Origin of the sequence: Paraburkholderia sp. JPY419 (assembly GCF_050435705.1) — a bacterium.
Lineage (GTDB): Bacteria > Pseudomonadota > Gammaproteobacteria > Burkholderiales > Burkholderiaceae > Paraburkholderia > Paraburkholderia youngii.
In genome coordinates, this window is sequence record NZ_JBNDKV010000002.1 from 1,795,314 (window position 1) to 1,818,823 (window position 23,510).

The 23,510-nt window shown below is 64.8% G+C and carries 22 protein-coding genes; 16 read left to right on the plus strand and 6 right to left on the minus strand.

The window, feature by feature from the left end; genetic code table 11:
* The first annotated feature begins 20 nt into the window (after nt 1-20).
* From dapF to hslU, 8 genes are all read left to right on the plus strand, one after another.
* A complete protein-coding gene (dapF, locus tag QFZ91_RS14355) occupies nt 21-956 on the plus strand; it encodes a diaminopimelate epimerase (protein ID WP_176122340.1) in 936 nt (311 codons plus the stop codon).
* Between the two features lie 57 nt (nt 957-1,013).
* Nucleotides 1,014-1,760, plus strand: a complete 747-nt coding sequence (locus tag QFZ91_RS14360) for a DUF484 family protein (RefSeq protein WP_429567608.1) — start codon at nt 1,014-1,016, stop codon at nt 1,758-1,760.
* A gap of 23 nt (nt 1,761-1,783) precedes the next feature.
* Nucleotides 1,784-2,707 (plus strand): tyrosine recombinase XerC, encoded by a 924-nt coding sequence (gene xerC / locus QFZ91_RS14365; RefSeq protein ID WP_429567609.1) that lies wholly within the window; start codon nt 1,784-1,786, stop codon nt 2,705-2,707.
* A 61-nt stretch (nt 2,708-2,768) separates the two neighbouring features.
* Nucleotides 2,769-3,971: a class I SAM-dependent rRNA methyltransferase gene (locus QFZ91_RS14370; RefSeq protein ID WP_368716810.1), complete on the plus strand. Its 1,203-nt coding sequence runs from the start codon at nt 2,769-2,771 to the stop codon at nt 3,969-3,971.
* Between the two features lie 234 nt (nt 3,972-4,205).
* Entirely contained in the window at nt 4,206-5,306 is a 1,101-nt protein-coding gene (locus QFZ91_RS14375) for a CobW family GTP-binding protein (protein ID WP_429484047.1), read from the plus strand.
* 684 nt (nt 5,307-5,990) lie between these two features.
* Nucleotides 5,991-6,410: an RNA polymerase-binding protein DksA gene (gene dksA, locus QFZ91_RS14380; protein WP_008923580.1), complete on the plus strand. Its 420-nt coding sequence runs from the start codon at nt 5,991-5,993 to the stop codon at nt 6,408-6,410.
* A 339-nt stretch (nt 6,411-6,749) separates the two neighbouring features.
* Nucleotides 6,750-7,286, plus strand: a complete 537-nt coding sequence (hslV, locus tag QFZ91_RS14385) for an ATP-dependent protease subunit HslV (protein ID WP_368594914.1) — start codon at nt 6,750-6,752, stop codon at nt 7,284-7,286.
* Nucleotides 7,287-7,296: 10 nt separating this feature from the next.
* Complete coding sequence (gene hslU, locus QFZ91_RS14390; RefSeq protein WP_176109812.1) at nt 7,297-8,643, plus strand: ATP-dependent protease ATPase subunit HslU; 1,347 nt, start codon at nt 7,297-7,299, stop codon at nt 8,641-8,643.
* 99 nt (nt 8,644-8,742) lie between these two features.
* Here hslU and QFZ91_RS14395 read toward each other — a convergent pair whose 3' ends face one another.
* Complete coding sequence (locus tag QFZ91_RS14395) at nt 8,743-9,285, minus strand: response regulator transcription factor (RefSeq protein ID WP_013088076.1); 543 nt, start codon at nt 9,283-9,285, stop codon at nt 8,743-8,745.
* Nucleotides 9,282-10,592: an ATP-binding protein gene (locus QFZ91_RS14400; protein ID WP_429567610.1), complete on the minus strand. Its 1,311-nt coding sequence runs from the start codon at nt 10,590-10,592 to the stop codon at nt 9,282-9,284. Before QFZ91_RS14400 ends, QFZ91_RS14395 begins: the two co-directional genes overlap by 4 nt.
* A 126-nt stretch (nt 10,593-10,718) precedes the next feature.
* On the opposite strand from QFZ91_RS14400, the gene QFZ91_RS14405 reads away from it, so the two are divergent.
* Nucleotides 10,719-12,353, plus strand: a complete 1,635-nt coding sequence (locus QFZ91_RS14405; protein ID WP_429568646.1) for a tetratricopeptide repeat protein — start codon at nt 10,719-10,721, stop codon at nt 12,351-12,353.
* A 34-nt stretch (nt 12,354-12,387) separates the two neighbouring features.
* Here the strand turns inward: QFZ91_RS14405 and QFZ91_RS14410 are convergent, their stop codons facing one another.
* The gene (locus QFZ91_RS14410; RefSeq protein ID WP_429567611.1) at nt 12,388-12,645 is read right to left on the minus strand and encodes a cysteine-rich CWC family protein; all 258 of its coding nucleotides are present in this window, start codon (nt 12,643-12,645) and stop codon (nt 12,388-12,390) included.
* 237 nt (nt 12,646-12,882) lie between these two features.
* Here QFZ91_RS14410 and argB point away from each other — a divergent pair, with 237 nt between their 5' ends.
* The 7 genes from argB to QFZ91_RS14445 all read left to right on the plus strand — a co-directional run bounded on the left by argB (nt 12,883) and on the right by QFZ91_RS14445 (nt 20,168).
* The gene (gene argB, locus QFZ91_RS14415) at nt 12,883-13,782 is read left to right on the plus strand and encodes an acetylglutamate kinase (RefSeq protein ID WP_013088074.1); all 900 of its coding nucleotides are present in this window, start codon (nt 12,883-12,885) and stop codon (nt 13,780-13,782) included.
* Nucleotides 13,783-13,950: 168 nt separating this feature from the next.
* Complete coding sequence (locus QFZ91_RS14420) at nt 13,951-14,718, plus strand: pyrimidine 5'-nucleotidase (RefSeq protein ID WP_429567612.1); 768 nt, start codon at nt 13,951-13,953, stop codon at nt 14,716-14,718.
* Nucleotides 14,719-14,759: 41 nt separating this feature from the next.
* Nucleotides 14,760-15,458 carry a nucleoid occlusion factor SlmA gene (gene slmA, locus QFZ91_RS14425; protein ID WP_429567613.1) on the plus strand — a complete coding sequence of 233 codons (699 nt, stop codon included), beginning with the start codon at nt 14,760-14,762 and terminating at the stop codon, nt 15,456-15,458.
* A 318-nt stretch (nt 15,459-15,776) separates the two neighbouring features.
* Entirely contained in the window at nt 15,777-16,922 is a 1,146-nt protein-coding gene (gene metX / locus QFZ91_RS14430; RefSeq protein WP_429567614.1) for a homoserine O-succinyltransferase MetX, read from the plus strand.
* Complete coding sequence (gene metW / locus QFZ91_RS14435; protein WP_013088070.1) at nt 16,919-17,527, plus strand: methionine biosynthesis protein MetW; 609 nt, start codon at nt 16,919-16,921, stop codon at nt 17,525-17,527. The genes metX and metW overlap by 4 nt, the downstream gene beginning before the upstream one ends.
* Nucleotides 17,528-17,541: 14 nt before the next feature.
* Nucleotides 17,542-18,936, plus strand: coding sequence for an AmpG family muropeptide MFS transporter (locus tag QFZ91_RS14440; protein WP_176109819.1), 1,395 nt, complete (start codon nt 17,542-17,544; stop codon nt 18,934-18,936).
* Nucleotides 18,918-20,168 (plus strand): M48 family metallopeptidase, encoded by a 1,251-nt coding sequence (locus QFZ91_RS14445; RefSeq protein WP_176380661.1) that lies wholly within the window; start codon nt 18,918-18,920, stop codon nt 20,166-20,168. The genes QFZ91_RS14440 and QFZ91_RS14445 overlap by 19 nt, the downstream gene beginning before the upstream one ends.
* Before the next feature lie 60 nt (nt 20,169-20,228).
* On the opposite strand, the gene QFZ91_RS14450 is transcribed toward QFZ91_RS14445, so the two are convergent.
* The 3 genes from QFZ91_RS14450 to gatB all read right to left on the minus strand — a co-directional run bounded on the left by QFZ91_RS14450 (nt 20,229) and on the right by gatB (nt 23,508).
* Entirely contained in the window at nt 20,229-21,008 is a 780-nt protein-coding gene (locus QFZ91_RS14450; RefSeq protein WP_176109821.1) for an exodeoxyribonuclease III, read from the minus strand.
* A gap of 52 nt (nt 21,009-21,060) precedes the next feature.
* The gene (locus tag QFZ91_RS14455) at nt 21,061-21,900 is read right to left on the minus strand and encodes a PPK2 family polyphosphate kinase (protein WP_429567615.1); all 840 of its coding nucleotides are present in this window, start codon (nt 21,898-21,900) and stop codon (nt 21,061-21,063) included.
* Nucleotides 21,901-22,032: 132 nt separating this feature from the next.
* Nucleotides 22,033-23,508, minus strand: coding sequence for an Asp-tRNA(Asn)/Glu-tRNA(Gln) amidotransferase subunit GatB (gene gatB / locus QFZ91_RS14460; RefSeq protein ID WP_176109823.1), 1,476 nt, complete (start codon nt 23,506-23,508; stop codon nt 22,033-22,035).
* Nucleotides 23,509-23,510 lie beyond the last annotated feature (2 nt).

A 23,510-nucleotide genomic window follows, 5' to 3' on the forward strand; every position in this document is an offset into this window, starting at 1 on the left:
GCAACGGATACACGAAAAACGTGAAGCTCAAATTCACCAAAATGCACGGCGCGGGTAACGACTTCGTCGTGCTCGACGGCTATACCCAACCGCTTGAACTGACCACGGCGCAGGTGCGCGCGCTCGCGAATCGCCATTTCGGCGTCGGTGCCGACCAGTTGCTGCTGGTCGAAAAGCCGACCGTCGAAGGCGTCGATTTCAGATATCGCATCTTCAATTGCGACGGCGGCGAGGTCGAACATTGCGGCAACGGCGCGCGCTGCTTCGTCAAGTTCGTGCGCGAGCGCGGTCTCACCGACCAGCGCAGCGTGCGCGTGCAAGTCCAGAAAGGCACGATCACGCTGACGATGCAGGACAACGGCGAGGTGATCGTCGACATGGGCACGCCCGTGTTCGATCCCGAACTCGTGCCGTTCGCGACCAAAGGTCTGCAAGGCCGCCGCGAAGGCGCGGACACGCTCTGGCCGCTCGACGTGAACGGCACGACGCGCTGGATGTCGGTGGTGTCGATGGGCAACCCGCATGCGGTGCAGGTCGTCGACGATGCCGAGGCGTTCCCTGTGCTGGTCGAAGGTCCGGCCATCGAGCGGCACACGCGCTTCCCGCAGCGGGTCAATGCGGGCTTCATGCAGATCGTCAACCGCAACGAGATCAGGCTGCGCGTCTACGAACGCGGCGCGGGCGAAACGCTCGCGTGCGGCACCGGCGCGTGCGCGGCGGCCGCGGCCGGTATCCGGCGCGGGCTGCTGGATTCGCCGGTGCTCGTGCACACGCACGGCGGCGATCTGACGATCACTTGGGACATCGCGCAACCAGGCGCGCCGCTGCTGATGGCCGGCCCCGCGGCCACCGTCTTCGAAGGGGAGATCGAGTTGGCAGAAGAGGCGTCGAGCGCATCGCCCGACTCGTCGCAGCACAATCCGTCCAGCCCGGCCGCCGTGGCGCCCTCCGTCTAACTCATTGACCTATGCGCCGCCGCGAGGCGGCCATCCCGTAGTCCTCACGCCGAAACCATGAACGATCGCGAAGTCGCCGAATATCTGCTCGCCAATCCCGAATTCTTCGTCGAACACGCGGAAACGCTCGCGACCATCCGGCTCGCGAACCCGCACGGCAAAGCCGCGGTGTCGCTGCAGGAGCGGCAAATGGAGATGCTGCGCGACAAGAACAAGCATCTCGAACGGCGTCTGGCCGAACTGCTGCGCTACGGTCACGAGAACGACAGCATCACGGCGAAGTTCAACCGCTGGACCATCCGCGTGATGGCTGAGCGCGATCCGTATGCGCTGCCGCGCACGATCGCCGGCGGTCTGCTCGATATCTTCGACGTGCCGCAAGCGGCATTGCGTGTGTGGGACGTCGCCGAGCCGTATGCGCAAGCCGACTTCGCGCGCCACGTCAGCGAGGAAGTGCGGATTTTCGCGGGCAGCCTGAGCACGCCGTACTGCGGCGCGAACACCGGCTTCGAGGCCGCGCAATGGCTCCCGCAGGCGGCGAGCGCGTCCAACGGCGCAGCCAACCCGCCGGCAAGCGCGACCGACGACCCCAGCGCCCCATCGAGCGAAACGGCGCAGACCACCGAATCGATCGCGCTGCTTGCGCTGCGCGACCCCGAAGGTGCTGAAGACGCGCCGACGTTCGGCCTGCTCGTGATGGGCTCGTCCGACCCGCGACGCTTCCACGAAGGCATGGCCACCGATTTCCTCACGCAGATCGGCGCGCTCGCGAGCGCCGCGCTGAGCCGGCTGCTGCCGCGCTGAGCCACGCAACGTCACCGCCCACCGTGACCGCCGCCGACCCGATCGCCGCCTATCTCTCGCATCTCGAGCACGAGCGGCGGCTGTCGGAGCATACGCTGCGCGGCTATACGCATGAGCTCGCGGAACTGAAGCTGCTCGCCAAAGGCCGAGCGCTCGAAAGTCTCACCGCCGTCGACATCCGCGGCGCCGTCGCGCGCGCGCATGCGGGCGGCCTCACCGCGCGGTCGATCGGCCATCGGCTGTCGGCGTGGCGCGCGTTTTATCGCTGGCTTGCGGGCCAAATCGAGCTGCCGGCCAATCCGGTCGCCGCGGTGCGCGCGCCGAAGCAGGCGAAAACGCTGCCGAAGGCGCTTTCCGTCGACGACACCGCGCGCCTGATGGACAGCGCGCCCGCCGACTCCCCCGAAGGCCTGCGCGATCACGCGATGCTCGAGCTGTTCTACTCGTCGGGCCTGCGCCTCGCCGAACTGGTCGGCCTCGACGTGCGTTTCGCCGACATCGACGGTTATCGCTCGGCCGGCTGGCTGAAGCTCGATTCCGGCGAAGTCGAAGTGCTCGGCAAAGGCAACCGGCGCCGCGTCGTGCCGGTGGGCAGCAAGGCGGTCGCGGCGCTGAATGCATGGCTCGCGGTGCGCGAACGGATCGTCCGCCACGATCCTCATCCGCTCTTCCTGTCGGCGCGCGGCAACCGGCTGTCGCCGAACGTCGTGCGCGAGCGCGTGAAGCGCGCGGCGCTCGCGGCCGGCATTCCTGCCAACGTGCATCCGCACGTGCTGCGCCATTCGTTCGCGACGCACGTGCTGCAGTCGAGCGGCGATCTGCGCGCCGTGCAGGAGTTGCTCGGACACGCGAGCATCACCGCGACGCAGGTCTATACGGGCCTCGATTTCCAGCACCTCGCCCACGTCTACGACAGCGCGCATCCTCGCGCAAAGAAACGCAACTGATCACGCGACTGCCGCCGCGCGCCACGACGCGCCGCCATCGCTTGTACCTGACCGACACCTGATGAATACCGTTACGCTCAAACCGTCGAAAGAAAAATCGCTGCTGCGCCGCCATCCGTGGGTCTATGCGAATGCGATCGAACATGTCGACGGCCGCCCCGCGCCCGGCGCGACCGTGCTCGTGCGCGCGCACGATGGCCGCTTCCTCGCGCGCGCCGCCTACAGCCCGCACTCGCAAATCCGCGCACGCGTGTGGAGCTTCGACGAAGCCGAGCCGATCGATCACGCGTTCTTCAAGCGCCGCGTGCAGCGCGCGTTCGCGCATCGTCAGGCGATGGTTCGCGACACCGGCGCCGTGCGACTGATCTTCGGCGAGGCGGACGGTCTGCCGGGCCTGATCGTCGATTACTACGTCGCCGAGGACGCGGGTCAGCGCAGCCAGATCGTCTGTCAGTTCATGGCGGCCGGCGTCGAGGCGTGGAAGGACGCGATCGTCGCGGCGCTGATCGGCGCGACCGGCTGCCCGAACGTCTACGAGCGCTCGGACGTGTCGATCCGTCAGAAGGAAGGACTCGAACAGGTCACCGGTGTGCTCGCGGGCGAGCCGCCTTCGGAGCAGCTGATCTCAAGCGAAAACGGCGTGCGCTATCACGTCGACGTGCGCAACGGCCACAAGACCGGCTTCTATGTCGATCAGCGCGATAACCGCCTGCTCGTGCAGCAGTTCGCGAAAGATCGCGACGTGCTGAACTGCTTCTGCTACACCGGCGGCTTTTCACTCGCGGCGCTCAAGGGTGGTGCGAAGCGCGTGGTGTCGGTCGATTCGTCGGGTGAAGCGCTCGCGCTCGCGCAGCAGAACGTCGCGGCCAACGGCTTCGACGCCGATCGCGCGAGCTGGCTCGACGCCGACGCGTTCAAGACACTGCGGCGCCTCTACGACGAGGGCGAACGTTTCGACCTGATCGTGCTCGATCCGCCGAAGTTCGCGCCATCGCGCGAGCACGTGGACCGCGCGTCGCGCGCGTACAAGGACATCAATCTGACGGGCCTGAGGCTGCTGCGTCCGGGCGGTTTGCTGTTCACCTACTCGTGCTCGGGCGCGATCGATCCCGAACTGTTCCAGAAGATCGTGTCCGGCGCCGCCGCCGACGCCCGCGTCGACGCACGCATCCTGAAGCGGCTCGGCGCGGGCGTCGATCATCCGCTGCTCACGGCATTCCCCGAAGGGGAGTATCTGAAGGGCCTGCTGTTGCAAATCGCCTGATCGCCCATATTTCGTGGGCAATTGCGCGTGCCGGCGGCGGCAGCGGCCAGCCTCCGCGCGGCCGGACATCAGCCGGCCGCAAGGCGGCCGCCCCTGCGCCCGCCAGGCAAATATGTTTCAATAACCGGCTGGACAGGGCCGCGCCATCTGGCTGCGGCGGCCGGCCTCACGCTTCTGGCTAGCCTTGCGCTAGCGTTCGATCACGCACCGTTTCACGACTTACAGGCGACCCACATGATTCCAGTCACCATCCTGACCGGCTTTCTCGGCAGCGGTAAAACCACCCTGCTCAAGCGCATCCTGAACGAAAAGCACGGCATGAAGATCGCCGTCATCGAGAACGAGTTCGGCGAAGAGAACATCGACAACGAGATCCTCGTGCAGGACACGAGCGAGCAGATCATCCAGATGAGCAACGGCTGCATCTGCTGCACGATTCGCGGCGACCTGTCGCGCGTGCTCAACGATCTGGCCGCGAAGAAGCAGGCGGGCGAAGTGGACTTCGATCGTGTCGTGATCGAAACCACCGGCCTCGCAAATCCAGGCCCGGTCGCGCAAACCTTCTTCATGGACGATCAGATCGCGAGCGAATTCCTGCTCGACGCGATCATCACGCTGGTCGATGCGAAGCACGCGGACCGTCAGCTCGACGAGCACGAAGTGGTGCAGCGCCAGGTCGGTTTTGCCGACCGCCTCTTCATCACCAAGGCCGATCTCGTCGATGAGCGGCAGGTGGGCGATCTGCGTCACCGTCTGCTGCACATGAACCCGAAGGCGGCGATCAGGGTCGTCAATTTCGGCGAAGCGGACATCAAGGAAATTTTCGATCTGCGCGGCTTCAACCTGAACTCGAAGCTCGAAATCGACCCGGACTTCCTCGCCGAAGACGAACACGCGCACAGCCACGCGCATGCGCACGACGAACACGGCCACACGCACGGCGACCATGACCACGATCACGCGAACTGCGATCACGACCATGGCCATTGCGATCACGAAGGCCACGATCATGGGCATCACCACCACGCGCATCACGACGACAAGATCAAGTCGTTCGTGTACCGCAGCGATCGTCCGTTCGATCCGAACAAGCTCGAGGACTTCCTCGGCGGCATTCTGCAGATCTACGGCGAGCACCTGCTGCGCTACAAGGGCGTGCTGTACATGAAGGGCGTCGATCGCAAGGTCGTGTTCCAGGGCGTGCATCAAATGATGGGCAGCGACCTCGCCGCGAAATGGCAACCGGCCGAGAAGAAGACCAACAAGATGGTGTTCATCGGCATCGAACTGCCGCGCGACCTGATCACCGACGGTCTCGACGCCTGCCTCGCCTGAGCGGGCGCAGCGCCGTCGCACCAGCAAACCCCGTAGAAGGCCCACGACACGCCGCGCATAGCGCGGCATGCGTCGTGCTAGTTCTATTGCGCCGAGACGCGCGACGCCGACTGCGCGGGCGTGAATCCTCTGCAGAAACTGCGATGCCGCGGCACCGAGACCGTGCGATTGCCGGCTATGTGAAAACCGCGTGAAAACCCTGCTGCATTAAAGCGTGCACGACCATCGCTTTTTGGCTTTGTGCGCGTTATATTTTCGGGATATCGCTGCACCGCAGGCGGAATTTCGGCAGTTGCGGTGCCGGATTGTGATTCAGTTACAATACGTGCCCACTGGAGAATGACAACGAATTGCCCGGTCGCGCGTATCCCGCGACGGGCCTGAAACGGCGCCGGAAAATCTTGTCCGGAGACACGCCGAAAACGCTGGCGGGCACGGCCTGAAAGGGCAAGCGCTTGTCGGCGAGCGATGCCTCAGGAGCATGTGTGAATCGGTTTCCAGAGGAGTTCGGCCCCGCAGCGGCGTAGCTAGCAACGCCCGGTGTGTGTGGATGCCAGGCGCTTCGGCGTCACGACAGCCCAACGTTCGTGACCACCCTGCGCCGCGCGTCCACGCGACGCGTTTGCGGGCAATACGAAAGTGCGGGCACTATGAGTTTTGCCTCACATTGAAGAAGTAAGCCAGATGACGACGAAACGACTCTTGACCGAAGCCGAAATCCTGAAGATGAGCGACAAGGATTACATGAATGAGGATCAGCTCGCCTTCTTCAAGAACAGGCTCGAACAGTTGCAGGCGGACATTCTCCGCAATGCTGGCCAGACGACCGAGAACCTGCGTGAAACGGTCATCGTGCCGGACCCGGCCGATCGCGCCACGATCGAGGAAGAGCATGCGCTCGAACTGCGCACGCGCGACCGCGAACGCAAGCTGCTGAAGAAGGTGCAGCAATCGATCGCGCGCATCGAGGCGGGCGACTACGGCTGGTGCGAAGAAACCGGCGAGCCGATCGGCATTCCGCGTCTGCTCGCACGGCCTACAGCCACGCTGTCGCTCGAAGCACAAGAGCGCCGCGAACTGCGCCAGAAACTGTTCGGCGACTGATTAGCTGAGGCGCGGCTTCGGCCTGGCGCACTGAATACGCTGCTTCGTCTAGAGGCGCACGGTGAACCGTGCGCCTTTTCTTTTTGCGCGACATCCGCGCAAGCTCCGCCATCCCTCCCGTCCCGCCTCGCGTTCCCGCCTCGTTTCTCAGGCTTCCTGAGCGGATTTTCAGTTTTTCTCCCTAGGCCTTCCGGCGGATCTTGATATGACCGCGCCCGCCCTAAAATAGATCGGACATGCGCTCACGAGCGCGCCAGCCGGCGCGCCGTCCGCTGACTGGATTCATGCGGTAGCGCGCAGCGCTGCCGCGTCCTACCCGTTTTGCAAAGAGGAACGCATATGGAGCAATTTCACGGCACGACGATCGTTTCCGTGCGCCGCGGCAACAAGGTGGCGCTCGGCGGCGACGGCCAGGTGACGCTCGGCAACATCGTCATGAAAGGCGGCGCGAAGAAGGTCCGGCGCATCTATAACGGCAAGGTGCTGGTCGGCTTCGCCGGCGGCACGGCGGATGCCTTCTCGCTGCTCGACCGCTTCGAGGCGAAGCTCGAAAAACATCAGGGCAATCTGACGCGCGCGGCCGTGGAGCTCGCGAAAGACTGGCGCACCGATCGCATGCTGCGTCGTCTCGAAGCGATGCTGATCACCGCGGACGCGACCACCACGCTCGTCATCACCGGCAACGGCGACGTGCTCGACCCCGAAGGCGGCATCTGCGCGATCGGCTCGGGCGGTGCGTACGCGCAGGCGGCCGCGAGGGCGCTTGCCGACAACACCGAGCTATCGCCGCGCGACATCGTGGAGAAATCGCTGGAAATCGCCGGCGACATGTGCATCTACACGAACCATAACCGCGTCATTGAGACGATCGAGTAAGGACCCATCGATGAGCACCATGACCCCCGCCGAGATCGTCTCCGAGCTCGACAAACACATCATCGGCCAAGGCCGCGCGAAGAAAGCCGTGGCCGTCGCGCTGCGCAACCGCTGGCGCCGTCAGCAGGTCGACGAGCCGCTGCGCCAGGAAATCACCCCGAAGAACATCCTGATGATCGGACCGACCGGCGTCGGCAAGACCGAAATCGCGCGGCGTCTCGCGAAGCTCGCCGACGCGCCGTTCATCAAGATCGAAGCAACCAAGTTCACCGAAGTCGGCTACGTGGGCCGCGACGTGGACAGCATCGTGCGCGACCTGATCGAAATTTCGGTCAAGCAGACTCGCGAAACCGAAATGCGCAAAGTGCGGACCAAGGCCGGCGATCTGGCCGAAGACCGCATTCTCGACATTCTGCTGCCGACCGCACGGCCGGTCGGTTTCGGTTCGAGCACGAGTTCGACCGATACCGCCGATGAAGGCAGCACGACGCGCCAGACGTTCCGCAAGCGCCTGCGCGAAGGCCAGCTCGACGACAAGGAAATCGAGCTCGACGTCGAGCAGCCGCAGGTCGGCATGGACATCATGGGGCCGCCGGGCATGGAAGACATGACCGAGCAGATCCGCTCGATGTTCGCCAACATCGGCGGCGGCAAGAAGACGCGCCGCAAGATGAAGGTGAAGGAAGCGCTGAAGGTGCTCACCGACGAAGAAGCCGGCAAGATGCTGAACGACGAAGAGGTGAAAGCCAAGGCGGTGCAGAACGTCGAACAGAACGGCATCGTGTTTCTAGACGAAATCGACAAGATCGCATCGCGCAACGAAGCGGGTGGCGGTGAAGTGTCCCGTCAGGGCGTGCAGCGCGATCTGCTGCCGCTCGTCGAAGGCACGACGATCAACACCAAGTACGGCATGGTGAAGACCGATCACATCCTGTTCATCGCGAGCGGCGCGTTTCATCTTGCGAAGCCGAGCGATCTGATCCCGGAACTGCAGGGGCGCTTTCCGATTCGCGTCGAACTCGACTCGCTGTCGGTCAACGACTTCGAATCGATCCTCGTGTCGACGGATGCGAGCCTCGTCAAACAATACCAGGCGCTGCTCGCGACCGAAGACGTGCACCTCGAATTCGCCGACGACGGCATCCGCCGTCTTGCCGAGATCGCGTACTCCGTCAACGAGAAGACTGAGAACATCGGCGCGCGGCGTCTTTATACGGTCATCGAAAAGCTGCTCGAGGAAGTGTCGTTCTCGGCCGGCAATCATTCCGGCCGGACAGTGCAGATCGACGCGGCGTATGTCGATCGCGCGTTGAACGAAGTCGCGGAAGACGAGGATCTGTCGCGCTACGTGCTGTGATATGCGCGGTCACAGCGCCAAGCGCTGATACATGAAAAACGGGCTGCCTTCGGATATCGGATAGGCAGCCCGTTTTGTCTTGTGCTGCCCGATCGCGGCCTACTGCCTCACCGGCCGCTTCGCCAGCTTGCGCTGCAACGTGCGCCGATGCATGTTCAACGCGCGCGCGGTCGCCGAGATATTGCCGTTGTGTTCGGCGAGCACTCGCTGAATATGTTCCCATTCGAGCCGCGCCACCGACAGCGGCTGCGGATGCTCGATCGCCTCCTCGGCCTGCAACGCGCTCGCCTCGCTTTGCAGCGCCGACAGGATCGTCTCGACGTTGGCGGGCTTCGCGAGATAGTTGTCGGCGCCGTCCTTGACCGCCTGCACCGCGGTGGCGATGCTCGCGTAGCCGGTCAGCACCAGCATGCGCGCATCGGGCTGCAGATCGCGTAACGGCGCGACGAGCGTCAGGCCGGAGTCGTTGCCCAGATGCAGGTCCACCGTGATCTCGCTGAACTTCTGCTGATTCGCGAGCCGGATCGCCTCGTCCGCGTTGTGCGCTTCGCTCACCGTGTAGCCGCGCCGCGTCAAGCCGCGCGCCAGGATGCCGGAGAACACTTCGTCGTCGTCGATCACCAGAAAATTCTTTTCGCTCATGCCTGTTTCTCCGTGTTGGATGGCGCGGCGCCTTGCGGGCTCGCTCCGGAAATCTTGCGCGCGCCGAGCGGCAGTCGCAGCACCGCACGCGTGCCGCGCGGCCGCCCGCCGTTGGCGTCGGTCAGCTCGATCGATCCCTTCAGACGCGCCGCCGCCGAAAACGCCAGATATAAACCGACGCCGTGACCGCCCTGCGTGCTCTCCACCGGCATCGTGCCGAGCGAGCCGCGCAGCGCGACCGGAATGCCTGGACCGTGGTCGCACACTTCGAATACGATCTGGTCGCCGCGCGGCGCGAGCGTGCAAGACAGCGTCACGTGATCGCGGCTCGCGCGCGCGGCGTTGTCGAGCAGGATCGTCAGTATCTGGCTGACGGCCACCGTGTCGTTGAGACTGACATCGGCCGGCGGCGTGCCGAGCCGCTCGAACTTCACGTGCGGATGGCGCAGGCGCCATTGCTCGGCAAACGAATCGAGCCATTCGTCGACCGGCTGACGGTTCGTCGTGGTCGTCGCGCGGCTGCGCAAGCGCGCGAGTGCTGACGTGCACAGCGTCATCTGCTGCTCGAGCAGTTCGAGATCGGCGCGGTAGGGAGCGAGTCCCGCGTCGGTGCGCGCCGCGTCGCGCAATTCTTCTGACAACATCGCGATTGTAGACAGAGGTGTACCGATTTCGTGAGCCACGGTGGCCGCCTGCACGCCGAGCGCGACCGCCCGTTCGTCCTGGAGCAAGCGCTGCTGCGCTTCTCCAAGCGCTGCGTCACGAAGCCGCAGTGCCCGCGACATGCGCGCGACGAACCACGCGATCAGCCCGACGCTGACCATGAAATTGACCCACATGCCCGAGCGGTAGTAGTCGAACAGGTTGGCGGGATTCTCGAGATTGAGCGGCACCGAATCGAAACTGAGCATCGCGTAGCAGGCGACCGCGAACGCCGCGAGCCAGGCCATCAGATACCACGGCAGCACGGCCGCCGCGATTGCAAGCGATGGCAGGTATAGCGATACAAACGGGTTGGTGGTGCCGCCGGACAGGAACAGCAGCGCCGACAACGCGCCGAGATCGACCCAGATCTGCCCGAACAGCTCGATGTTGGACTCAGGTCGCTGCTGCGACACGCGAAACCATGTGAGCGCATTGAACAGCACTTCGAGCCCGATCACGAGCAGCATCGCGGGCAACGGCAGATTGGCGCCGATGAAGATCTGCACGAACGCGATCGTAAGCAGCTGACCAATGATCGCGAGGCTGCGCAGCCAGAACAGATGACCGAGATTGACGCGGCCGGTGTTGGTTATACGTTGCATGACCCTAGTCTACCCGTTCGGACCCGCATGGCTGACCAGGCGGCCGAGTGCCGGTAACATGACTGTCTTCGAAATAGCATCGCGCGTCGCCAGGCTGCATTGACGACTGCTCCGCGCCATCCGTTCATGGTACCCACCGCGATTCGCGAAGCCGACGCTTCGTCCGCATTCCTGACCTTGATGCGCGATGCCGCCGCGGCCCGAGCCAGCGGCGCCACGGCGGACGAAGCCCGTTCCCTCGACGCCGCGGCCAAACTGCATCCGCTCGACGGCGCCTCGCTCGACGCGCTGATCGCCGCGTGGCTCGCGCAGAAGCGCCATGCGGAGGCGATCGATCTCGCCGCCATTATTGCCGAACTCGATGCGGGGAGCGCCGTCGCGCACTTCCGCGCCGGCTACGCGCTGCAGATGGCCGGCCGGCATGCCGACGCGATCCCTCCGTATCGTCGTGCGCTGGCGCTCGACCCCGCGCTGCCGCAGCTACGCAACAATCTCGCGAGCGCGCTGACGCTTACCGACGGAGATCTGAGCGAACGGCTCGCGCTGCTCGAAGCCGCGATTCGCGATGCCCCCGACGATGGCAACGCATGGATCAACCTCGCCAACGCGTATCGCCAGAGTCTGGACTTGCCCCACGCGCTCGAAGCCGGTGCCCAGGCCGTGCAGCGCGCGCCTGGCAGTCCGCTGGCTCACAACAACTATGCGCTGACGTTACGTGAAGCGCAACGCTGGGACGACGCCGAACAGGCCGCCACGACGGCCTGCGAGTTCGCCCCGCAGAGCCCGACGATGCGCTCGAACCTCGGCATGCTGCAACTCCTGCGCGGCCGATACGCCGAAGGGTGGGCATCGCACGAGGCGCGCTGGGACGGCTCCAGGGAGCTCGGCGGCAGCCGTCCCGTGATGCCGGCGCCGATCTGGCGCGGCGAGCCGCTCGCCGGCAAGACGCTGCTCGTATGGGGCGAACAGGGGATGGGCGACGTGCTGCAGTTCAGCCGCTATATCCCGATGCTGGCCGAGCGTGTGCATCGCGACGGCGGCCGCGTGGTGTGGAATTCGTTTCCGCAGATGGGCGCGCTGCTCGCGCGCAGCCTCGGCGCTCATGTCGACGGTTTCTCGTCCGGCGGCGGCGTCGAATCGCTGCCGCCGATGGACTATGAAATTCCGCTGCTGAGCTTGCCGCTAGTCTTCGATACCCGCGAAGAGACCATTCCAGCCGCGCCCTACGTGTTCGCCGATGTGGCCGCGCTTGCGGCGTGGCGCGAACGCGTTGCCGACGGGCGCCGCCTGAAGGTCGGCCTCGCCTGGACGGGTAGCCGCGGGCATCAGCGCAACCCGTTTCGCAGCGTCGGCTGGCAGCGCTATGCCGCGCATTTCGCCGGCATCGACGACGTCACCTTCTACTCGCTGCAGCCGGGCGCGGCCGCCGAGGTCGCCGCCGCCCGCGCGGCCGGCCTGCGCATCATCGATCACACCGCGAGCCTCGCCACCTTCGACGACACCGCCGCCTTCGTCGGCGCGCTCGACCTCGTGATCACCGTATGCACATCGGTCGCGCATCTGAGCGGCGCGCTCGGCCAGCGCACGTGGGTGCTGCTCGACGTCAATCCGCATTGGGTCTGGTTGCTGGAGCGCGGCGACAGCCCGTGGTATCCGAGCGCCACGTTGTATCGGCAGCCGCGGTTCGGCGAGTGGGAGCCGGCGCTGGAAGCAGTGGCGCGCGATCTGCGAGCGCTGGTGGCGCAGCATCGCGGTGCATAGGCGGGTTCAGATCGGCCGTTGGCAAACGCAGCGTTTATGGCCGTTCAACGCCACTTGCCTCGCGTGTCGCCTGGGCAATCTCCGCGGCGAGACATTCCGGGCACAAGCAGCGGCCCCCCGGCTTCAGCCGCTCTGCCGGCAGCGGCGGCAAAGCACGGCACCAGCACGGAGATGATGTCTCGCCCTGCATGCCGCAGTCGAAGGCATTGCCGCAGCGCGGACAGCGCGCGCTGCTCCCGGAACGGGTAGAAGACGGTTTCATTGCGGATGGGCGCGAAAGGCCGGGGGGCATCGGTCAGATCATGATGCCATGACTGATGCGCCTAGGTGCAGCCGTCCGTTCGGCCAATGCACGGCCGTCACGCAAGTGCGTTACGCTTGCTGTTTGCCCGCCCCCGTGGCCCGTCAAGGTGCGGTCCGCCAAACCTGCACCGACCGTCGCTCGCGCCGCTGCCGAAAACCCGGTTGCAGCGCGCCAGTCCTGTACAATTCGCGCTGTTTTAACTGTTCCGTGCCCGAGCCTGCCGCCATGTCCGAGCTTCCCGACCTCTCGCAGATTGCGCCCACCCTGAAAGCCGAAATTCTGGCCGAGGCGCTGCCTTACATCCGCCAGTATCACGGCAAGACCGTGGTCATCAAATACGGCGGCAACGCCATGACCGAAGAGCGTCTGAAGCAGGGTTTCGCGCGCGACGTGATTCTGCTGAAGCTGGTTGGCATCAACCCGGTCATCGTGCACGGCGGTGGTCCGCAAATCGACCAGGCGCTTAAGAAAATTGGTAAACAGGGCACGTTCATCCAGGGTATGCGCGTCACCGACGAAGAGACGATGGAAGTCGTCGAATGGGTGCTCGGCGGCGAGGTGCAGCAGGACATCGTGATGCTGATCAACCACTTCGGCGGCCACGCGGTCGGCCTGACCGGCAAGGACGGCGGCCTGATCCACGCGCGCAAGATGCTGATGCCGGATCGAGAAAAGCCTGGCCAGTACGTCGACATCGGCCAGGTCGGCGAAGTGGAAGCGATCAACCCGGCGGTGGTGAAGGCACTGCAGGACGACGCGTTCATTCCGGTAATCTCGCCGATCGGCTTCGGCGAAGACGGTCTGTCGTACAACATCAACGCGGACCTCGTCGCGGGCAAACTGGCGGTCGTGCTGAACGCCGAAAAGCTCGTGATGATGACCAACATCCCCGGCGTGATGGACAAGGAAGGCAATCTGCTGACCGACCTGTCGGCGCGCGAAATCGACGGCCTGTTCGAAGACGGCACGATCTCCGGCGGCATGCTGCCGAAAATCTCGTCCGCGCTCGATGCGGCGAAGAGCGGCGTGCGCTCGGTGCACATCATCGACGGCCGCATCGAACACTCGGTGCTGCTCGAAATCCTGACCGAACAGCCATTCGGCACGATGATCCGCTCGCATTGAGCGTTGCGGCATCCCCGGCACAGGGTTGCGTCCGAGCGGCGCGACGCCTGTGCCGCACCTCGCGGCCGGCAGCCTATGCGCGCCCCCGGGCGTCGATGCGGCAAACTCTCCGCATCCGCATCCGCATCCGCAGCATGAAACGCCCGTCAGCGGCTGAAGACCTCCACCATGCGCACCCCCACTTCGCGGCGCCGCCGTCCTGACATCGCGAGCGGCAAGCCAGTCTGGCTGTTCGATCTCGATAACACGCTGCATCGCGCGTCGCATGCCATTTTTCCCGCGATCAATCGCGGCATGACCCAGTACATCATCGACGCGCTGCAAGTCGACATCGACGAAGCCAACCGTCTGCGCACCGGCTACACGCTGCGCTACGGCGCGGCACTGCTCGGGCTCACGCGCCACCATCCGCTCGACGCGCACGACTTCCTGAAGGTCGTGCACACGTTCCCCGACCTCGGCTCGATGATCCGCCACGAGCGCGGCGTCGCGCGGCTCGTCGCGGCGCTGCCGGGCCGCAAGATCGTGCTGACCAATGCGCCCGAAAGCTACGCGCGCGCGGTGCTCGCCGAGTTGCGCATCGAGCGGCTGTTCGAGCGCGTGATCGCGATCGAGCACATGCGCGATCGCCGTCAATGGCGCGCGAAGCCCGATCACGCGATGCTGCGCCGCGCGATGCGCGACGCGCACGTGTCGCTGAAAGACGCGATCCTCGTCGAGGACACGCGCTCGCACCTGAAGAACTATCGGCGGCTCGGCATCCGCACTGTGTGGATCACCGGGCACCTGCCGCGCAAGCCGCACGCGGCTGGCGTACCGACGCGCCTGCCGGGCACCGGCCGGCCGCATTATGTCGACCGCAGCATTCGTTCGCTAAAATCGCTACGAGTGGGCGCGCGCGCGGTTCGATGGAAGGGACGCAAGCCGGGACAGTAGGGACGAAAGCCGCCAACGACATCAGCCGGGGGACGACAGCCATGCAGCCGATCGACAAGCCTGACGAAGCCTCAGCGGCATCCTCCGCCGCGCCACGCGCAACGCGTCCGAAGCCGGGTGAGCGTCGCGTGCACATCCTGCAGACGCTCGCCAGCATGCTAGAGGCGCCGAAAAGCGAAAAGGTCACCACGGCCGCGCTCGCCGCCCGGCTCGGTGTGTCGGAAGCCGCGCTGTATCGTCATTTCGCCAGCAAAGCGCAGATGTTCGAAGGGCTGATCGAGTTCATCGAGCAGACGCTGTTCGGCCTCATCAACCAGATCACCGGTCACGAAAGCAACGGCGTGCTGCAGGCGCGCTCGATCGCGCTGATGCTGCTCAACTTCCCCGCGAAAAATCCCGGCATGACGCGGGTGCTGACCTGCGAGGCGCTGGTCGGCGAGCACGAACGGCTGACCGAGCGCGTGAACCAGATGCTCGAACGGGTCGAGGCATCGCTGAAGCAGTGCTTGCGGCTCGCGCAGACCGAAGCGCTTGCCCGTGCCGATAACCACGCCACTGGCCATACCGACCCGCAGACCGCGCCGCAATCCACCGCACTGCCCGCCGGCTACGATCCCGCGATTCGCGCGAGCCTGTTGGTGAGCTACGTGATCGGCCGCTGGCATCGCTATGTGCGCAGCGGTTTCGCGCGGCCGCCCGCCGAACACGCGGACGAGCAACTGCTGCTGATTCTTCAGTAGTCCGCGAGGACTCGCTCCCTTCGCGTGGCACCGTCCGCGCCGCTGCCGCGTGGAATTTTCCGCTATACTTTGCGCCTGACGCCGCGGCGGTCCCACGATGCATAACAGACCGCGCCAAGGCATCCTGAACACGTTGCACCCGGTTTCCCCCTTTCACGCGCCGATTTGCTGACTCGATTGCGGGCGCGCGAACCTTGGGCCTCAGGCCCGCGGTTCACTATAAATGCGGCTAAAGAGGTCGTCAGCTGCGCACACCGCCCTTCTCCTCGTGCTTCGCCGACGCCGTTTAGCCGCCCTGTTGACTCAATGGCGGAATGAATGGACTCGATCGGCATCGTCGCTCCCCAAAAAATGCATTTCACCGAGCCGCTGCGATTGCGCAACGGCAGCTCGCTCGCGGGCTACGACCTGATGGTCGAGACCTACGGCACGCTCAATGCCGCGCGCAGCAATGCGGTGCTCGTGTGTCACGCGCTGAACGCATCGCATCACGTGGCGGGCGTGTACGCCGACAATCCGAAGGACATCGGCTGGTGGGACAATTTGGTCGGCCCCGGCAAGCCGCTCGATACCGACAAATTTTTCGTGATCGGCGTGAACAACCTCGGCTCGTGCTTCGGCTCGACCGGGCCGATGAGCATCGACCCCGCCACCGGCAAGCCGTATGGCGCGACGTTTCCGGTCGTCACCGTCGAAGACTGGGTCAACGCCCAAGCGCGCGTCGCCGACGCGTTCGGCATCACGCGCTTCGCCGCCGTGATGGGCGGCAGCCTCGGCGGCATGCAGGCGCTCGCGTGGAGCATGATGTATCCGGAGCGAATCGCGCATTGCATCGTGATCGCATCGACGCCGAAGCTGTCCGCGCAGAACATCGCGTTCAACGAGGTCGCGCGCTCCGCGATCCTGTCGGACCCCGACTTCCACGGCGGCAACTACTACGCGCACGGCGTGAAGCCGAAGCGCGGCCTGCGCGTCGCGCGCATGATCGGCCACATCACGTATCTGTCGGACGACGATATGGCCGAGAAATTCGGCCGCTCGCTGCGTCGCGCGGAAGGCGCGCTCGACGACTACAACTTCAGCTTCGATGTCGAGTTCGAAGTGGAATCATATCTGCGCTATCAGGGCGACAAGTTCGCCGACTACTTCGACGCCAACACCTACCTGCTGATCACGCGCGCGCTCGACTACTTCGATCCGGCCAAGGCCTTCGAGGGCGATCTGACCGCCGCGCTCGCGCACACCACCGCGAAATATCTGATCGCGAGCTTCTCGACCGACTGGCGTTTCGCGCCGGCTCGCTCGCGCGAACTGGTGAAGGCGCTGCTCGATCACAAGCGCACGGTCACCTACGCGGAGATCGACGCGCCGCACGGCCACGACGCCTTCCTGCTCGACGACGCGCGCTATCACAACCTGCTGCGCGCCTACTACGAACGCATTGCAAACGAGGTCAACGCATGAACCAGCGAGCACTTGATTATCTGGCATCGCGCCCGGACTTCCGCGCGATCGCCCGCTGGGTCGAACCGCGCGCGACCGTGCTCGATCTCGGCTGCGGCGACGGCTCGCTGCTGTCGCTGCTGAACGAGGAACTGGAGGTGCAGGGCTACGGCATCGAGATCAACGACGCCGGCGTGCTCGCCGCGACGCAGAACGGCGTCAACGTGATCCAGCAGAATCTCGAAGACGGCCTGCGCCTGTTCGAAGACGGCAGCTTCGATTTCGCGGTGCTGTCGCAGACGCTGCAGACCATTCATCAGACCGCTGCGATCCTGCGCGAGACGGTGCGGGTCGGCAAGCAATGCATCGTGTCGTTCCCGAATTTCGGCTATTGGGCGCATCGGCTGTCGGTGCTGCAAGGGCGCATGCCGGTGTCGAAGTCGCTGCCTTATCAATGGCACAACACGCCGAACGTGCGCGTGCTGACGATCAAGGACTTCGAAGCGCTCGCGCCCGAAGTCGGCATCGAAATTCTCGATCGTGTCGTGCTGCACGACGGACAGGTGGTGCGGTGGGGCGTGAACTGGCGTGGTAGTCTTGCGGTCTATCGCGTCAAGAAAAGCTAACCTCAGTTATCCACATGTCGAACCCGCCGCACGAGGCGCCCGCACTTACCGCTCACGAAGAACATCCCGGCTGGCGCGCGTTTTTGAATACGCGCATGCTGATTTGCGTCTTTCTCGGCTTCACGTCGGGATTGCCGCTGTTTACGCTCGTCTACCTCGTGCAGGCGTGGCTGCGCTCCGAAGGCGTCAATCTGAAGGAAATCGGCCTGTTCGCGCTGATCCAGTTTCCGTACACCTGGAAATTCGTCTGGGCGCCGCTGATGGACCGCTACGTGCCGCGCGTGCCCGGCTGGCGGCCCGGCCGACGGCGCGGCTGGATGCTCGTCACACAATTGCTCGTGGCCGGCGCGATGGCGACGCTCGGTTTCGTGTCGCCGCGCGAAGCGATCTGGAGCGTCGCCGCGCTGACCGCGCTGGTCGCGTTCTTCGGCGCGAGCTCCGACATCGTGATCGACGCGTACCGGCGTGAATTGCTCAGCGACACGCAGCAGGGCCTCGGCAACGCGGTGCACGTGAACGCGTACAAGATCGCGGCGCTCGTGCCCGGTTCGCTCGCGTTGATATTGTCCGATCATCTGCCGTGGAGCACTGTGTTCATCGTGACGGCTGCGTTCATGCTGCCTGGCGTTCTGATGACGCTGGTCGTGCGCGAGCCCGAGGTGCACGGCCAGCCCCCGAAGAATCTGCGCGAGGCGATCGTCGAGCCGTTCAGGGAATTCATTCAGCGCGACGGCTGGCGCGGTGCCCTCTTCGTGCTCGGCTTCATCTTTCTCTACAAGCTCGGCGATACGATGGCGACCACGCTGTCCACATCGTTCTTCCTCGACATCGGCTTTTCGCGCACGCAGATCGGCGTGATCGCGAAGACCACGGCATTCGGCGCGAGTCTCGCCGGCGGCATCATCGGCGGCATCTGGCTGATGAGGATCGGCATCGGCCGTGGCTTGTGGATCTTCGGTTTGCTGCAGATGGTGTCGACGCTCGGCTTCGCGTGGCTCGCGCATCTCGGCCCGGATTCACCCGGACTTGCCGCGATTTACAACATCGCCGTCGCGCTGAGCCAGGGCACGACGAAGCTGCTGTCGTTGGTCGGCATCGACTGGAGCGTGCAGCTCGATCCGCGCTCGGTCGCGCTCGCGCTGGTGTACGGCTTCGAGACCTTCGCCACCGGTCTGACGATGGCCGCGTTCACCGCATACATCGCGAGCACCACCGATCCGCGCTACACCGCGACGCAGTTCGCACTGTTCACGAGCCTCGCGTCGGTGCCGCGCACGCTCGCGTCGGCGGCGAGCGGCTTTGTGGTCGCGCGGATCGGCTGGTTCGACTATTTCATCCTCTGTACCGCGCTCGCGGTGCCGGGCATGCTGCTGCTGGTGCGCATCGCGCCGTGGAGGGACCGGTCGTGAAGGTACCGTTTCCGACCCGCGCGCGCCGCACCGCACTCAGCGCCGCAGGCGTGCTCGGCTGCGCGAGCGTCGCGCTGGCGATGCCGATGGGCGCCTATGCGGCGGGCACACCAGCGACTGGCGCCAGCCCGGTGAGCGGCGCGCAAGCGCCCGCGCCGGCTGCCGCCGCGACCACGAGCGGTGCGACAGCCAACCCGGCCCCGACGCCTGCGGCCAAGTCCGCGCCAAGCGGCGCCAGCGCCGAAAACGCGACCTCGGCTGCGGCCGGCAACAACAGCGGCGCCGGCGGCGCCAACCTTGGCGCGAATAACAGTACCGGCGCCAACGCCAATGCCGGTGCCGCGGGCGCGTCCGGCGCTAGCGGCAGCGCTCCGAGCGCCGGCGCGTCGGCCCCCGCGGCCGTCCCGCCGCCCTACTACGTGAGCCCCCAACTGCGCTACGGCGGCTACATGGTGTTCCGCAACCTGATCCCGTCGTCGATGCTCGAGGCGCAGGCCGCCGAAGAGTTCAGCCAGATCGTCTACGGCGCCAGCCACGCGAACCGCCTGTACGGCGACACGGACGCGCGCGTGACGCGCGTGCGCTCGATCATCGACCGGATGATTCCGTACTCGCTGAAATGGAACGAGCGAGCCAAGGGCTGGAAGTGGGAAGTCGCGGTGGTGCGCTCGAACGACATCCGCATGTACTGCCTGCCGGGCGGCAAGATCGTCGTCTACAGCGGGATACTCGATCGCGTGCGCCTGAACGACAACGAGGTCGGCATGCTAATCGGCCACGAGATCGCGCACGCGTTGCGCGAGCACGCGCGCATGCGGCTCGGTCAGTTGCAGGCGAGCCAGCTCGATTCGTCCGGCACGATCCCGCAACTGTTCGGCCTTGCCGACCTGGGCATGGCGCCGTTAGGCATCGGTTCGCGTCTGCTGGAAATGAAGTACGAGAGCACCGACGAAACCGAAGCCGACGTGATCGGCAGCGATATCGCGTCGCGCGCCGGCTTCGATCCGCGCGCGGCGGTCACGCTGTGGGACAAGCTCGCGCAAGCGACGCGCGGCAATCGCGAGCAGGGCTTCATCTACGTGCACCCGTACACACCGGCGCGCCGCGACGACATCATCAAGAGGCTGCCGGACATGCTGTCGCTGTATGCGAAGGCAATCGGCAAGAGCGTCGACGAGTTGCCCGATTACGCGGGCATCGGCCGGCCGACCCGCAAGACGGCGCGCGACTGACACCCCGCTTCTACCGACTGCTGGCGGGCCACGGCGCTGCACGCGCCGCGGCTGGTGGGCTTACTTGTTGACCTTGTGGTCGTAGTCGACGGTAAGCGGCGCATGGTCGCTGAACTTGATGTCGCGGAACACGTCGGTGCGCTTCGCCTTGCTTGCGATGCCCGGCGTCGCGATCTGATAATCGATCCGCCACCCGACGTTCTTCGCATACGCCTGACCGCGATTGCTCCACCACGTGTACTGCTCGGGCCGCTGGTCGAGCGTGCGGAACACGTCCACATAGCCGACTTCGTCGAACAGTTTGTCGAGCCACGCGCGCTCTTCGGGCAGGCAGCCCGAATTCTTCTGGTTGCTCTTCCAGTTCTTGATGTCGATTTCCTTGTGCACGATGTTCACGTCGCCGCATACGATCACCTCGCGTTCCTTCGCCAGCTCGGCGAGATGCGGCATGAACTCGTCCATGAAACGAAATTTGGCCTGCTGGCGCTCGTCTCCGCTCGATCCCGACGGCACATACACCGAGACCACCGACAGCTTGCCGAAACGCAGCTCGACATAGCGCCCTTCCGGGTCGAACTCCTCGCTGCCGAAGCCGATCACCACTTCGTCCGGCTCATGACGCGTATAGACGCCCGCGCCGCTGTACCCCTTCTTCACCGCGTGCTGAAAATAGCCGGTGAAATCGTGCGGCGCCATGAACTCCGGCGTCATGTCGTCCTGCGAGCATTTGATTTCCTGCACGCACAGCACGTCGGCGCCCTGTTCGCCGAACCATTCGAAAAAGCCCTTCTTCGCCGCCGAGCGGATGCCATTGAGGTTGGCGGTAATCACACGCAACATGTCGTTCCTCTTTTGTTCGATTCGTTTCTGAAGCCAAAGGGCGAGGCCGCGTTCACTCGACCTTGACGCCCTTCAGCGCTTCCTTGGCTGGCGGATATTCGAGCTTCAGCGCATTGAGCGTGCGCAGCAGCAGTTCGGCGACCATCACGTTGCGATGCGTCTTCGAGTCGGCCGGAATCACGTACCACGGCGCGTATTCGGTCGACGTCGCGGCCAGCGCGTCGCGATACGCGGACTGATATGCGTCCCACTGCTTGCGCGCTTCGAGATCCGACACGTCGAATTTCCAGTGCTTCAGCGGATCGTCGATGCGCTGCTGCAAACGCACCCGCTGCTCGTCCTTCGAAATATGCAGCATGCACTTGACGATCGTCGCGCCGCTGTGGGCGAGCAACTGCTCGAACTGACGGATGTGGCAGCAGCGCTGCTGGAACTCGTCCGCGTCGAGTTCGCCCTGCACGGTCGGCACGAGCAGGTCTTCGTAGTGACTGCGATTGAAGATCGTCAGCTCGCCGGCCGCGGGTGCCTGCGAATGCACGCGCCACAGGAAGTCGTGCGCGAGTTCGACGGGCGTCGGCGCCTTGAACGGCACGATGCGCAAGCCGAGCGGGTCGACTTCGTGAAATACCGCGCGGATCGTGCCGTCCTTGCCGCTCGTGTCCATGCCTTGCAGCACCAGCAGAACACGACGCTTGCGTTGCGCGTGCAGCCGCTCCTGCAGGTTGTCGAGCAGCAGGCCCACTTGCGACAGACGCGCGCGGTCCGCGTCTTTCGAGCCGCTCGAAAACGGCTTCGCCTTCGGATCGTAATGGTCGAGCGAGAAGTGGTTCTTCTTCTTGCCGTCGTCAAAGTACGGCACGCGGAAATCGTCGAGATCGGGATGATTTGTCATGCACACACTCCGTGGTCTACGCTTAACCGGCTGAAGCGGGTCCGCAAAATAAAACGGGCCGTTGCCCTGCTTCGATCCGGCAACGGCCCGTGGTGACACGGCCGTGATCACGCCCGGCCGCGGCACTTCAACTCAGGACAACTTTTTCTTGAGCAATTCATTGACCTGAGCAGGGTTGGCCTTACCCTTGGTTGCTTTCATCGCCTGGCCGATCAGCGCGTTGAACGCCTTTTCCTTGCCGGCGCGATATTCGTCGACCGACTTCTGGTTCGCGGCGAGCACTTCGTCGATGATCGCTTCGAGCGCGCCGGTGTCCGAGATCTGCTTCAGCCCCTTCGCCTCGATGATGCGATCAGCGGCGGCTTCGTCGGTGGCCTTCTCTTCCCAGATCGCGAGGAAGATTTCCTTCGCGATCTTGTTCGAGATCGTACCGTCGGCAATGCGTTGCAGAATCACCGCGAGCTGCGCGGCCGAGACCGGGCACGCGGCAATGTCGAGGCCTTCGCGATTGAGCTGCGACGACACTTCACCCATCACCCAGTTCGCCGCGACCTTCGCGTTGGCCGGTCCGACTTTCGCGACCACCGCTTCGTAGTATGCGGCCGTCGCCTTGCTCGAGGTCAGCACGTTCGCGTCGTAGGGAGTGAGGCCGTACTGCGACACGAAGCGCCGCTGAATCGCTTCCGGCAGCTCAGGCATCTCGCTCTTCACGCGCTCGACCCATGCGGCGTCGATCACGAGCGGCATCAGGTCGGGGTCGGGGAAATAGCGGTAGTCGTGCGCGTCTTCCTTGCTGCGCATCGAGCGCGTTTCGCGCTTGTCCGGATCGTATAGACGCGTTTCCTGCACCACCGTGCCGCCATCTTCGATCAGCTCGATCTGGCGACGCACTTCGTACTGGATCGCTTCTTCGAGGAAGCGGAACGAGTTCAGGTTCTTGGTCTCGGTGCGGGTGCCGAATTCCTTCTGGCCGACCGGACGCACCGACACGTTCGCGTCGCAGCGGAACGAGCCTTCCTGCATGTTGCCGTCGCAGATGCCGAGCCACACGACGAGCGTGTGCAGCGCCTTCGCGTAGGCAACGGCCTCGGCGGCGCTGCGCATTTCCGGCTCGGTGACGATTTCGAGCAGCGGCGTGCCGGCACGATTCAGGTCGATGCCGGTCATGCCCGCGAAGTCTTCGTGCAGCGACTTGCCCGCGTCTTCCTCGAGGTGGGCGCGGGTCAGGTTGATGGTTTTCTCGTACGCTTGCGTGCCCGTCTTTTCATTGGCCGGCACCTGGATCGTCACCTGGCCGCCCTGCACGACGGGGATTTCGTACTGGCTGATCTGATAGCCCTTCGGCAGATCGGGGTAGAAGTAGTTTTTGCGCGCGAAAATACTGCGCGGCGCCACCGTTGCGCCGATCGCGAGGCCGAACTGAATCGCGCGTTCGACCGCGCCGCGGTTCATCACGGGCAGCGTGCCCGGCAACGCCAGATCGACGGGACTGGCCTGGGTGTTCGGCGCGGCGCCGAATTGCGTCGCGGTGCCCGAGAAGATTTTCGAATGCGTCGACAACTGCGTGTGGGTCTCCAGACCGATCACGACTTCCCATTGTTTGGTCATGG

What these genes read in the sequence shown, in the direction of transcription:
- argB (WP_013088074.1), top strand. Translation starts at nt 12,883, where the DNA reads ATGTCCGAGCTTCCCGACCTCTCGCAGATTGCGCCCACCCTGAAAGCC.
- gatB (WP_176109823.1), bottom strand. Translation starts at nt 23,508, where the DNA reads ATGACCAAACAATGGGAAGTCGTGATCGGTCTGGAGACCCACACGCAG.
- QFZ91_RS14375 (WP_429484047.1), top strand. Translation starts at nt 4,206, where the DNA reads ATGATTCCAGTCACCATCCTGACCGGCTTTCTCGGCAGCGGTAAAACC.
- QFZ91_RS14405 (WP_429568646.1), top strand. Translation starts at nt 10,719, where the DNA reads ATGGTACCCACCGCGATTCGCGAAGCCGACGCTTCGTCCGCATTCCTG.
- QFZ91_RS14400 (WP_429567610.1), bottom strand. Translation starts at nt 10,592, where the DNA reads ATGCAACGTATAACCAACACCGGCCGCGTCAATCTCGGTCATCTGTTC.
- metX (WP_429567614.1), top strand. Translation starts at nt 15,777, where the DNA reads ATGGACTCGATCGGCATCGTCGCTCCCCAAAAAATGCATTTCACCGAG.
- QFZ91_RS14395 (WP_013088076.1), bottom strand. Translation starts at nt 9,285, where the DNA reads ATGAGCGAAAAGAATTTTCTGGTGATCGACGACGACGAAGTGTTCTCC.
- QFZ91_RS14410 (WP_429567611.1), bottom strand. Translation starts at nt 12,645, where the DNA reads ATGCCCCCCGGCCTTTCGCGCCCATCCGCAATGAAACCGTCTTCTACC.
- hslV (WP_368594914.1), top strand. Translation starts at nt 6,750, where the DNA reads ATGGAGCAATTTCACGGCACGACGATCGTTTCCGTGCGCCGCGGCAAC.
- QFZ91_RS14360 (WP_429567608.1), top strand. Translation starts at nt 1,014, where the DNA reads ATGAACGATCGCGAAGTCGCCGAATATCTGCTCGCCAATCCCGAATTC.
- QFZ91_RS14420 (WP_429567612.1), top strand. Translation starts at nt 13,951, where the DNA reads ATGCGCACCCCCACTTCGCGGCGCCGCCGTCCTGACATCGCGAGCGGC.
- hslU (WP_176109812.1), top strand. Translation starts at nt 7,297, where the DNA reads ATGAGCACCATGACCCCCGCCGAGATCGTCTCCGAGCTCGACAAACAC.
- QFZ91_RS14455 (WP_429567615.1), bottom strand. Translation starts at nt 21,900, where the DNA reads ATGACAAATCATCCCGATCTCGACGATTTCCGCGTGCCGTACTTTGAC.
- metW (WP_013088070.1), top strand. Translation starts at nt 16,919, where the DNA reads ATGAACCAGCGAGCACTTGATTATCTGGCATCGCGCCCGGACTTCCGC.
- QFZ91_RS14450 (WP_176109821.1), bottom strand. Translation starts at nt 21,008, where the DNA reads ATGTTGCGTGTGATTACCGCCAACCTCAATGGCATCCGCTCGGCGGCG.
- dksA (WP_008923580.1), top strand. Translation starts at nt 5,991, where the DNA reads ATGACGACGAAACGACTCTTGACCGAAGCCGAAATCCTGAAGATGAGC.
- slmA (WP_429567613.1), top strand. Translation starts at nt 14,760, where the DNA reads ATGCAGCCGATCGACAAGCCTGACGAAGCCTCAGCGGCATCCTCCGCC.
- QFZ91_RS14370 (WP_368716810.1), top strand. Translation starts at nt 2,769, where the DNA reads ATGAATACCGTTACGCTCAAACCGTCGAAAGAAAAATCGCTGCTGCGC.
- QFZ91_RS14440 (WP_176109819.1), top strand. Translation starts at nt 17,542, where the DNA reads ATGTCGAACCCGCCGCACGAGGCGCCCGCACTTACCGCTCACGAAGAA.